The organism is Leeuwenhoekiella sp. LLG6367-2.1, assembly GCF_045055775.1.
GTDB lineage: Bacteria > Bacteroidota > Bacteroidia > Flavobacteriales > Flavobacteriaceae > Leeuwenhoekiella > Leeuwenhoekiella aequorea.
The window spans coordinates 3,016,987-3,029,477 of the sequence record NZ_CP159331.1 but is presented as its reverse complement, the minus strand read 5'-3'; the positions used below and the strand labels follow the sequence as shown (position 1 = coordinate 3,029,477).

The 12,491-nt window shown below is 35.2% G+C and carries 10 protein-coding genes; all 10 read left to right on the top strand.

Annotated features, from left to right (window positions below):
* Positions 1–11: 11 nt before the first annotated feature.
* The 10 genes from ABVM53_RS13460 (at position 12) to ABVM53_RS13415 (ending at position 12,442) form a co-directional block, all read left to right on the top strand.
* On the top strand, positions 12–2,228 hold the full coding sequence (locus ABVM53_RS13460; protein ID WP_128757146.1) for a bifunctional (p)ppGpp synthetase/guanosine-3',5'-bis(diphosphate) 3'-pyrophosphohydrolase: 2,217 nt from the start codon (positions 12–14) through the stop codon (positions 2,226–2,228).
* Positions 2,229–2,252: 24 nt separating this feature from the next.
* Entirely contained in the window at positions 2,253–2,741 is a 489-nt protein-coding gene (locus ABVM53_RS13455) for a Fur family transcriptional regulator (protein ID WP_371456379.1), read from the top strand.
* A complete protein-coding gene (locus ABVM53_RS13450; RefSeq protein ID WP_371456378.1) occupies positions 2,742–4,013 on the top strand; it encodes an adenylosuccinate synthase in 1,272 nt (423 codons plus the stop codon). It abuts the gene before it with no gap.
* Between the two features lie 137 nt (positions 4,014–4,150).
* Positions 4,151–5,191, top strand: a complete 1,041-nt coding sequence (locus tag ABVM53_RS13445) for a putative zinc-binding metallopeptidase (protein WP_405326995.1) — start codon at positions 4,151–4,153, stop codon at positions 5,189–5,191.
* A gap of 17 nt (positions 5,192–5,208) precedes the next feature.
* A complete protein-coding gene (locus ABVM53_RS13440) occupies positions 5,209–5,781 on the top strand; it encodes a hypothetical protein (RefSeq protein WP_405326992.1) in 573 nt (190 codons plus the stop codon).
* A 106-nt stretch (positions 5,782–5,887) separates the two neighbouring features.
* Complete coding sequence (locus ABVM53_RS13435; protein ID WP_405326989.1) at positions 5,888–7,708, top strand: OstA-like protein; 1,821 nt, start codon at positions 5,888–5,890, stop codon at positions 7,706–7,708.
* Positions 7,709–8,893 (top strand): aspartate aminotransferase family protein, encoded by a 1,185-nt coding sequence (locus ABVM53_RS13430; RefSeq protein WP_405326986.1) that lies wholly within the window; start codon positions 7,709–7,711, stop codon positions 8,891–8,893.
* A 121-nt stretch (positions 8,894–9,014) separates the two neighbouring features.
* Positions 9,015–10,412, top strand: a complete 1,398-nt coding sequence (locus ABVM53_RS13425) for a tetratricopeptide repeat protein (RefSeq protein ID WP_405326984.1) — start codon at positions 9,015–9,017, stop codon at positions 10,410–10,412.
* Between the two features lie 37 nt (positions 10,413–10,449).
* The gene (locus tag ABVM53_RS13420) at positions 10,450–11,430 is read left to right on the top strand and encodes a DUF368 domain-containing protein (protein WP_405326982.1); all 981 of its coding nucleotides are present in this window, start codon (positions 10,450–10,452) and stop codon (positions 11,428–11,430) included.
* Positions 11,420–12,442 carry a DUF368 domain-containing protein gene (locus ABVM53_RS13415; protein ID WP_405326979.1) on the top strand — a complete coding sequence of 341 codons (1,023 nt, stop codon included), beginning with the start codon at positions 11,420–11,422 and terminating at the stop codon, positions 12,440–12,442. Before ABVM53_RS13420 ends, ABVM53_RS13415 begins: the two co-directional genes overlap by 11 nt.
* The last annotated feature ends 49 nt before the right edge of the window (positions 12,443–12,491 follow it).

Below are 12,491 nucleotides of genomic sequence, written 5' to 3'. Positions count from 1 at the left end.
ACTTTTAGATTATGACTCCGGTAGATATAGAAAAAGAAAATAAAGAACTTACCAGACGCTACAAAGAATTGTTGCGTATAAGTTATCGCACGCTCTCTGATGATGATAAAAAAATGATCAGGAAGGCGTTTGAAGTAGCCGTAGACGCGCATAAAGATCAACGTAGAAAGTCTGGCGAAGCTTATGTTTTTCACCCACTAGCTGTCGCACGTATCGTAGCCAGTGAGATTGGGATGGATGCCACTTCGATTGCAGCAGCCCTGTTGCATGACGTTGTAGAAGATACTTCCTATACGTTAGAAGATCTAGAAGAACTTTTTGGCCCTACAGTTGCGAGAATAGTAGATGGTCTTACAAAAATATCTAATCTTAAAAAGCATCACGATGCATCGTTGCAAGCAGAGAATTTCAGAAAAATGCTGCTTACTATTAATGATGATGTACGCGTAATAATTATAAAAATCGCAGACCGTTTGCATAATATGCAGACAATGGATTCTATGCGACCAGATAAGCAGGTTAAAATTGCTAGCGAGACATTGTATATTTATGCACCTCTTGCGCATCGTATAGGGCTTTACAATATTAAAACCGAACTTGAAGATCTGGGTCTCAAATACACAGAGCCCGAAGTGTTTAGGAGCATTTCGCGTAAAATGAAAGAGACCAAAGAGCAGCAAGATCAATATATCGAAGAGTTTACAAAAGCCGTTCAAAACTCTCTTGATAAAGAGGTTCTGGATTATGAAATTAAAGGAAGGCCAAAATCTATTTATAGCATACGTCTTAAAATGCTTAAACAGAATATTCCTTTTGATGAAGTCTACGACAAATTTGCAATACGTATAATCTATAAGGGAACGCCTGAAAGTGAGAAATTTTTAGCCTGGAAAATTTATTCTATTGTAACAGATCACTTTAGACCTAACCCTACCCGACTACGGGATTGGATTTCTTCTCCTAAATCTACCGGTTATGAAGCACTTCATATTACGGTAATGGGATTAAAAGGACGTTGGGTCGAAGTACAGATTCGATCTGATCGGATGAATGAGATTGCAGAAAAAGGATATGCCGCTCATTATAAATATAAACAAGGTCCTACTACAGAAACCGAAGAAGATCAAACCCTGGACCAGTGGTTAAATCGCTTACAGGAAGCTTTAGAAAGTAATGAGACAAATGCAGTAGAATTTGTTGAACAGTTTAAACTGAATTTATACAACAAAGAGATATTTGTATTTACGCCTCAAGGTGAACTAAAATCACTTCCTAAAGCGGCTACTCCGCTTGATTTTGCTTTTAGTATTCATACTGAAATAGGTATGCATACCAGAGGTGCACGTGTAAATGGAAAATTAGTTCCGTTAAGTCACGAATTAAAAAGCGGAGATCAAGTTGAAATTATCACCTCAGAACACGCAAGACCTAATAACAACTGGCTTGATTATGCAACTACCGCACGGGCTCGTGCAAAAATAAAATCTTCTTTAAAAGATGAGAAGAAAGTAATTGCAGAAGATGGTAAAGTAATTCTACACAGAAAGCTACGCTCACAAAAAATCTCTCTTGATGAGAATATTATAAACGAGATGGTTCTGTATTTTAAGCTTAAAACAAGTCTTGATTTGTTTTATAGAGTGGGTATAGGAACCATTGATAATAAAATGATTAAAGAGTATGCCGCGTCGCGCAGTAATGCTTTTGTAAGTTATATTAAGAATAAAATACGCAAGGCTCCTGTAGCCGAGCATGTAGATAAAGATGAAATTACAGACAAATACGATATGCTCGTATTTGGTAAAGATGAGCAAAAGTTAGACTACTCGCTGGCAAAATGCTGTAACCCGATACCTGGAGATAAGGTGTTTGGATTCACAACAGTTTCTGAGGGGATTAAAGTACATAAACAAAATTGTCCTAACGCTATTGCGCTTCAAAGTAACTATGCGTATCGCATAATCCCTGCGAAATGGATTGACTCTTCGGCGCAAGAATTTCAAGCAGATCTCGAACTATCAGGAATTGATACATTAGGCCTTGTTAATGGAGTTACCCGAGAAATTTCAGAACATATGCATGTGAATATGCGAAATTTAAATTTCACTACACACGATGGTATATTTAAAGGAAACATTACCGTAATTGTGAAGAATAAAGAGCATTTACGCAGGCTAATAGAAAACCTCAAAAAAATAAACGGTATCGACAAAGTCATACGTCTGTAAATACGTAACTTTGCATCTTCAATTATGGGACCGAAAGCAACAATAAATAAAGATCAAGAAGTCGTTAAAAACGTCTTTACCAAGTTTCTCGAAGAAAATGGTCATCGTAAAACTCCAGAACGCTATGCGATTCTACAGGAGATTTACAATTACAAAGATCACTTTGATATTGAGACCTTGTATATAAGTATGAAGAATAAAAAATATCGTGTTAGTAGGGCAACTCTCTACAATACGATAGAATTATTACTTTCATGCGGTTTGGTGCGTAAGCATCAGTTTGGGCAAAATCAATCACAATATGAAAAATCATATTTTGATAAGCAGCACGACCACGTAATACTTACAGATACAGGAGAGGTTATAGAATTTTGCGATCCTCGTATTCAGTCAATAAAGAAAACCATCGAAGAGGTTTTTAATATCGAGATTAATAAGCACTCGCTCTATTTTTACGGTACACGTAAAAAAGATATTATAATTAATAACACAACCGAAGACAACAACGCATAAATGGCAGTAGATTTACTTCTTGGTCTCCAATGGGGAGATGAAGGTAAGGGCAAAATTGTAGATGTTCTTACAAAGGATTACGATATTATAGCACGCTTTCAAGGCGGTCCTAATGCAGGTCACACTCTTGAGTTTGATGGTATAAAACATGTCTTACACACAATACCTTCTGGGATATTTCATGAAAATGCAATAAATCTTGTAGGTAATGGAGTTGTGATTGATCCAGTAATATTTAAAAAAGAGCTTGACAATCTAGCTCAATTTAAATTAAATATCAAAGAAAAATTATTGATTTCGCGTAAAGCGCACTTAATATTACCTACACATCGCTTACTTGACGCAGCTTCTGAAGCTTCAAAAGGAAAAGCAAAAATAGGTTCTACTTTAAAAGGTATAGGTCCCACTTATATGGACAAAACCGGTAGAAATGGTATTCGTGTTGGAGATTTAGAGCTTTCAGACTGGAAAGATCGTTATGCAAGTTTACGTGATAAGCATATCGATATGATCGATTTTTATGACGCTAAGATTGAATACAATCTGGACGAATTAGAAGCAGAATTCTTTAAAGCTGTTGAAGTTCTTAAAGCACTTACTTTTATTGATTCTGAAGAGTATTTATATCAAGCGCAGCAAGCGGGTAAATCAATTCTTGCAGAAGGTGCACAAGGTTCTCTTTTAGATATTGATTTTGGAACGTATCCTTTTGTAACATCATCAAATACTACTGCAGCAGGTGCTTGTACTGGATTAGGTGTAGCTCCGGGTCAAATTGCAGAAGTTTTCGGTATTTTTAAGGCTTATACTACACGTGTAGGATCTGGCCCCTTCCCTACCGAACTTTTTGATGAAGTAGGCGCCACTATGGGTCGCGTAGGTAACGAATTTGGAGCTACCACAGGTAGACCAAGACGTTGCGGATGGCTTGACCTTGTAGCACTTAAATATGCGGTGCGCGTAAATGGTGTTACACAATTAATGATGATGAAAGGTGACGTTTTAAGTGGATTTGATACTCTTAAAATCTGTACACATTATAAGTATAAAGGGGAATTAATAGAACACCTTCCTTACAATATCGAACCAGAAAATGTAGAACCGGTTTATTTTGAGATGAAAGGATGGTCAGAAGATCTTACTAAAATGAAAGGTGATGCTAAACTTCCTTCAGAACTTAATGAGTACATTGAGTATCTTGAGAAAGAATTAAATGTCCCTATCAAAATAGTATCTGTTGGACCAGATAGGACACAGACTGTTTATAGATAAATATTAAAAATCCGAAGTTTAAACTTCGGATTTTTTTTGCGCTAATTTTCTGATATTCTTCACAGTTACGCACTCGGCATTAACTTACATTTGTCTGGCAAGCTTTGCTGTTTTTTAGAACTTAAACGATCTCATCTATGAAAATTTTTCAGTGTTCAAATTGTAATAATCCTGTATATTTTGAGAATACTTCCTGCGAAAAATGTGAAAACAGTTTAGGATATTTATTTAGTTCTGAATCTATACTATCTTTCAAAAGTGCAGATTATGCCGTCTCTAAAGCTGGAGTTGAATTAACATACTGTGCAAATTATAACCAGTCTGCTTGCAACTGGCTTGTTCCTGTAGATTCAAAAAATAAATTTTGTGAAGCCTGCAGTACAAATCATATGATTCCTGATTTATCTATTCCTGAAAATGAATTAGACTGGCGCAAAATTGAAGCTGCAAAACGTAGGTTATTTTACAGCTTGCATAAATTGAATTTAAAAACTGAATACATCATTGACGGGGAAAAGCTAAAGTTGACTTTTGATTTCTTAGCTCCTTTAGAACATGATCCTACAGCTGTAACTACTGGTCACGACAATGGTTTAATTACTCTCAATATTAAAGAAGCTAACGCAGCACATAGAGAATATATAAAAGAACAGCTGGAAGAACGTTACAGAACCCTGTTAGGTCATTTTAGACATGAAGTTGGTCATTTTTATTGGGATGCTCTTATTAAATCTGACCCTAAAATTTTAAAAGAATTTAGAAGTCACTTTGGTGACGACACGCAGGATTATGGTGAAGCCTTACAAGAACATTACAAAAACGGAGCTCCCGCAAATTGGCGTGAGCAATTTATAAGTTCGTACGCAACTATGCATGCTTGGGAAGATTGGGCTGAGACCTGGTCCCATTATATGCATATGATGGATATGCTTGAGACAAGTTATAATTTTGGACTCGAGATAGATCCAGAACTTAAAAAAGTACCCAATCTTGATGTAAGTTGTGATTTTGATCCGTATTTAGAAAAAAGTATGGGAAAAATTATTAAACATTATTTGCCACTTACCTACGTAGTAAATTCTTTAAACAGAAGTATGGGTCATGCAGACGCTTACCCCTTTATAATTTCTGAACCCGTAATAAAGAAATTAGCATTTATTCATAAATTAGTAAATTAACGCAAAGCATAGTACATATGTATGAGGTCGAATTAAAAGTTAAACTGGAGGATTATTATTTAACTAGAAAAAATATCCTAAAAATACAACCTACCTCTACAATTTTGTATGAATATTTTGACCGGTATTATGATCTCAATGATACTTTAACGAGAAGCGAACAAGAATTACGGTTACGCACAAAAACCAATTTGCTCACTTCCCAAGAATCGCATTTCTTAACATTCAAGGATTCCCCATTTGATCTATACAGTAAATCAAAACCAGAATTTGAAAGTGAGATCATAGAACCAATAGCTATAGATAGTTTACTTAAAAAACTGAATTATACAGAAAGCCTGAGTTATAAAAAAAACTGTGAAGTATTTAATGTGGTATTTGAAGACAATGAACTTGAAGTTTCATTAGTTAAAATCCGCGGGCTTAAAGATTCTTTTCTAGAAGTTGAAACATTAAGTGAAACACTAAGCAATACTTTAAATCTGCTGAAAATGCTTCATCGATATTTAACTGAAATTAAGTTATCAGAAAGTCAAATTTGCACAACGTACTATGTTGATATGCTTAAAGAAGTACGTGAAGCAGAATAACCTTATTTAAAACCGCATTTTCATTTCTACCTAGAATTTGTTTTAATAGTGAAATGCGAATACGATCTAGAGTGGAAATTCCGTTATATTTGCGTCAAAATTCGCTATGCCCAATTTTTTTAGAAATACCATTATTTTTATAATTCTGTTTATTACAACTTATACTTCTGCTCAAGAAGGTAAGGAATTAAATATTCAGTCTGATATAGAACAAATTGACGAAGTTAAATATCCCGGTGCTATTGTAATGTATAAAAGCACTAAGCAAGTATACATACAGCACGAAGGGATAGAAATGTGGTGTGATCTTGCCTTTAATTACAAGGATGAAAATTTTGTAAGAGCGATAGGTAATGTGCGTATGAATCAAGGTGATACGATCACTATGCGTAGTAATTATGCAGAATATAACGGGGATACACAGTTTGCCTGGGCTTCAGGAGGTGTTAACCTACAAACTCCCACGGCTACATTAGATACAGATACACTTTATTTTGACCGTATAAAACAGCAAGCATATTATAGAAATAAAGGAACCCTTAGAGACACCACTAGTGTAATCACAAGTAAAATAGGCCGTTACTTCTTAGATCAAGACAAATATTCTTTCGTTCAAGATGTAGTGGTTACAAATCCGGAATATGTAATTAATAGTGATCAATTAGACTTCTTTTCAGAAAAAGGAATCGCCTATTTATATGGACCTTCAACTATAACAAGTGATGCGAGTGTTGTTTATTGCGAACGCGGATATTATGACACACGTAACGATAATGGATACTTCGTTAAAAATTCAAGAATAGATTACGACAATAGAACGGTGTATGGCGATAGTTTATATTTTGACAGGCCTACTAATTTTGCATCGGCAACTAACAATATTAGGGTTATTGACACCGCTAATAAAAGTATAATTAAAGGTCATTACGCTGAAGTATACAAAGCTAAAGATTCTGTATTTATAACTAAGAGAGCGGTTGCAATTACAGTTCAGGATAATGACTCTATATACGTACACGGAGATCGATTGGTGGTGACAGGTATTCCTGAAAAGCGAATTGTGAGAGGATATAATAATGTACGCTTATTTAAAAGTGACTTAAGTGGTAAGTCTGATTCAATCCATATTAATCAAGAAACTGGTCTCACGCAAATGCTGGGGAAACCAATTTTATGGAATGGTTTAAGCCAAATGACCGGTGATACAATACATTTAAGAAGCAACGTCGTTATTGAAAAATTAGATTCACTTCACGTATTTAAAAATGCGTTTCTTGCCCAGCAAGATACTATTCCGCTATACGATGACCGAAGGAATAAAGCCTATAATCAAGTCAAAGGTGATGACTTATACGGTTCATTTAAAGACAATAAACTGCATCAACTAGATATCATCAAAAATGCAGAAAGTATAAATTATATGCGTTCTGAAGATGGAGTGCTTCAAGGAATAGACAAAAGCAAATCTGCTTCAATCTCTGCTATCATAGAAAATAATGAGATCACTGAAATAACAAAGCTGAGACAAGTTGATGGTGATGTATTTCCGCTTTCATTATTTGAAAAAGAAGCCAGGCAATTTCCTGGTTTAAACTGGCGAGGTGAGGAACGCTTACTAACTAAAGAAGATATATTTAAGGGAGAAGCTCCATTTACACTTACAAAAATTGAGGGAATACCTTTACCCGAGATTGAAGAAGACTTTTTTGATAATTCGATACCCGATAATAAGTTAGATATTCCTGATGCATCACAACTTAGCCCTTCAGATTTTAAAAACCGCGAAGAAGATGCTCCTGCCATAGGTGTACCGGTTAATGAAAAGGCAACTGTAAAGAAAGACACTTTAACTGATACAAAAACGAAGAGTTTGTTGAAGGAGAAAGCTCCTGCAAAAACTAACGATTCTACTCAAACAGAAAATTAGATGAAAAACGATTTTCTAAAATATCAGGCTCAAACGAGTCCGTATCCACTTGGATTAGAAATTTCACACGCATCAGGATCCTACATTTACGATACTAGCGGTAAGGCCTATCTGGACTTTGTTGCCGGTGTTTCTGCTGTAAGCGTTGGTCATTCTAACCCAAAAATTTTACAAGCAATTAAAGAGCAGTGTGACAAGTACTTACACGTGATGGTTTATGGAGAATATGCTCAAGGACCTGCAGTCGAGTTAACCCGATTACTCGCTGCAAATTTGCCAGATCCTTTAGAACAAACTTATCTAGTAAACAGTGGTACTGAAGCTATAGATGGAGCTATAAAACTCGCACGACGAGCTACCGGAAGAACTCAAATTATTGCCGCAAAAAATGCATATCACGGAAACACATTTGGTGCTTTAAGCTTAATGGATTTTGAAGAGCGCGTTGCACCATTTAGACCAGTGATCGGCGATATTTCACACATAGGTTTTAATAATTTTGAGGATCTAACCAGTATTACAGAACAAACTGCAGGTGTTGTGCTAGAAACCATTCAAGGTGGAGCCGGCTTTATTCAGCCACAAAATGGGTGGTTAAATGCTGTACGTGAACGCTGCAACGAGGTAGGCGCACTATTGATTCTCGATGAAATACAACCGGGTTTCGGGAGAACGGGAAAACTTTTTGGGTTTGAGAACTATGATGTTATTCCTGATGTAGTAGTTATGGGAAAAGGAATGGGTGGCGGAATGCCTATAGGAGCTTTTACAGCTTCCCGAAATCATATGCAACTACTTTCAGATAATCCCAAGATGGGACATATTACCACTTTTGGCGGTCATCCTGTCATAGCAGCAGCTGCACTAGCTACCTTAGCGCAGATTTTAGAATCGTCGTTAATGGATGAGGCTTTAAAAAAAGAGCAACTATTTAGAAAACTATTAAAACACAAACTTATAACTGAAATAAGAGGGAAAGGCCTTATGCTTGCAGCTATTGTAAACACAGGAGCTGTTGCTAACCTCGCTATTTTAACTGCTCAAAATGAAGGTCTAATCCTATTCTGGCTGCTCTTTGAAGAAAAAGCTATACGCATTACGCCACCTTTAACAATTTCAAATGAAGAAATTGAAAAGGGTTGTCTTATTTTACTTAAGGTATTAGACAAAATAGCGACTAATTAATCCAAATTTTCAATTTAGGCTTAATTGTTGATTATTTTGTTAACAACAATACTAAAATTGAATTGGGCGTCGGACGTTCCTTTTTACTTTTATATTGGAAGAAATTTTAAAAAACCCGTGTATGAAGTTTAATCAAGAACACGAAGAAGATAATTTCCCACTCACCCGTTTTGAATCTATGTTAAAGACAAATGATGTTCTTTTCTTCGATTCGGATGATTTCGAAAATATTGTTAACCATTATCTGGAGAATGGTAAAATTGCTCTGGCAAAAAAAGCCGTCAAGCTTGGTCTTGACCAGCATCCTTCATCATCTAATCTCAAATTATTTAAAATTGAAATTTTAATATTTGAAAACAAATTAGAAGATGCAGATAAAATGCTTGCCGAACTTTATGAGCTGGAGCCACAAAACGAGGAAGTATATATTCAAAAAGCAAATATCTATTCAAAACAGGATGACCATATAAAAGCGATCGAGCTTTTAGAAATTGCATTAGAACTAACAGATGATGATGCAGATATTTATTCCCTTATAGGAATGGAATATCTTTTTATGGATGATTATCAAAATGCAAAATTCAATTTTATGAAGTGCATTGAGGTAGATGAAGATGATTACTCTGCTCTATATAATGTAATTTATTGTTTTGATTTTTTAGAACAACATCAAGAGGCTATAGACTATCTAACGATGTTCTTAGATAATAATCCCTATTGTGAAGTTGCCTGGCACCAGATTGGTAAGCAGTATTTTGATTTAAAAAAATATCAAAAAGCTTTAGCTGCTTTTGATTTTGCTATCATTAGTGATGATACTTTTATAGGCGCTTACTTTGAGAAAGGTAAAGTTCTGGAGAAGTTAGGGCGATATAATGAGGCTATCGAAAACTATCAAATCACATTAGGCCTTGATGATCCTACTTCGTTTGCCTATTTACGCATGGGTAAATGCTATCAAAAACTTCACGCAGATGATCTGGCCATTACGTATTACTTAAAGACAGTTAAAGAAGACCCGTTATTAGATAAAGGATGGATTGCCATTACTGATTTCTACACCAAGAAAATGGATTATCAAAATGCGCTATATTATATAAATAAAGCCATAAATATCGATGAAGATAATGTTCTTTACTGGAAGCGTTATGCAAAGATTAATAACCGCCTTAAGTTTTATGAAGAAGCAGAACGTGGTTATAGCCGAACATTGGAATTAGGTAATTATGAGTTAGATACCTGGTTAACTCGTTGCGATATTTTAATCAATCTTGGCGAATTAGATACTGCAGTTCAAAATCTAATTGAAGCTCAGGCATTTTACAGTGAATCTCCAGAAATAGAATACAGACTTGCCGGTTTGCATTTCACACTTGGAGATGATGACAAAGGTCATTTTCATTTAGAGAACGCACTTAAAATAGATACGGAGTTTGATATAATTCTGGAAGAATTATTTCCCTTCGCATATTCTAAAAGATCTGTATTAGAAAAAATAAAGCGCGCAAAGAATTCTTAATTGTTTTCTTACATTTGAGGCATAACCTCTATAACCAATGTCTCAAAACAGATCGCTGCTTAATTATGCAGTAGTTACTTTAAAAGGCTTAGCTATGGGTGCTGCAGATGTAGTACCCGGTGTTTCCGGCGGAACAATAGCTTTCATCGCCGGTATATATGAAGAATTAATTTCTACCATAGACAAACTTGATATTTCCTTCTTCAAATGCTGGAAGAAAAATGGTTTTTCTAATGCAGCTGAAGAGTACAATTTAAAATTTTTGGCTGCTCTCTTCTTAGGGATTGCCATTAGTATTCTTTCGCTGGCAAAACTTATCACCTATCTTCTGGAAGAACATCCGCTATTGCTATGGGGATTCTTTTTTGGACTCATAGTAGCGAGTATTGTGTATATCGGTAAACAAATTAAAAGCTATAACCTAGGTGTTTTTATAATTGGAATTGCAGGGGTTGCAATATCCTATTATATTACAATTGCAGAACCTTTAAGTGCAGGTGCAAGCAACTGGTTTATATTTCTTAGTGGGTTTATAGCCATAATCGCAATGATCTTACCTGGAATATCAGGATCGTTTATTTTATTATTATTAGGTTCATATGCCATTGTTCTCGGGACTGTCCGTAATTTTGTAGACGGTCTAATTGCTATGGATTTTACAGCCATTAAAGATGCCGCTATAAAATTATTTTTATTTATGCTAGGCTGTATTATAGGTCTTAAGGCATTCTCAAAAGTGCTAACCTACTTATTTAAAAACCATCAAAACCTCACTCTCGCACTGTTAACCGGTTTTATGATAGGCGCTTTAAATAAAGTATGGCCTTGGAAAGAAATTTTATCATATCGTACAAACTCCCACGGAAAACAGGTGGCACTTTTGGAAAAAAGTATCTTACCACAAGATTTTGATGGAGATCCAAAAATCATTTTGGTAATAGCTTTGGCAATTATTGGCTTTTTGACTATTTTCTTACTTGAACGTTTCGCCAATTCCAAACAAAAAAATGCAATCTAATAAACATCGGTCCTTTTCAGATAAAGTCTGGTTAGTTCTTAAAGGTCTCGCTATGGGTGCGGCTAATAAGGTTCCCGGAGTTTCTGGAGGTGTCGTAGCGTATGTTGCAGGATTTTACGAAGAATTTATTTATTCACTTCAAAAAGTAAATAAAACCGCTTTTAAACTTTTATTAGCCGGTAGAGTGCGCAGTTTTGCCCGTTTTGTAAATGGGAGATTTTTATTTCTTCTCATTTTAGGAATGATCATTAGTTACTTTAGTGTTTCAAAATTACTCGACGTTGCAATCGACTTGTTTCCATTGTATGTGTGGAGTGCCTTCTTCGGGATGATAATAGGTAGCGTTTATATTATCGCTAAAGATTTTAATGAATGGACACGATCTAATCTTATTATTCTTTGTCTGGGAATAGTTGCTGGTATTGGAATAAGCTTATTAAAACCGGCAACTCAAAATGACAACTTAATTTTTGTTTTTTTCTGTGGAATTATTGGAGTTTCGGGTATGACGCTCCCTGGACTATCAGGATCTTTTATTCTAATTCTTTTAGGCAATTATGTTCTACTCTTAGTAGATTCAGTTAATGCCTTGTTTGATACAATTGCAGATATTCTTCACGGAGATTTTTCATTTATAAATAATCCTTTTAGGGTGCGCCTCCTAAAAGTTATGGCAGTTTTTACATTAGGATCTGCAACAGGATTGGTTACATTATCAAACTTTCTTGCCTATTTACTAAAGCGATATAAAAATCAAACAAACGCAGCAATAATAGGTTTTATAACAGGTTCTCTTGGTGTTGTCTGGCCCTGGAAAAAACCAATATTCGAGCTCAATTCATTAGGAACTATAAAATATGACCGTGTGGGAGATCCTATTCTTATGAATTATAATCGGTTTATTCCCACTCATTTATCTACTGAAAACCTTATCGCTATCTTGTTTATATTTATAGGAATTATAAGTGTGGTAGCACTGGGCAAATATGGGGAAAACACCCGTCGCCAATAGAATAATTAATTTATCTTTAGATCGTTAAAACACAATTAATTACTTTTAG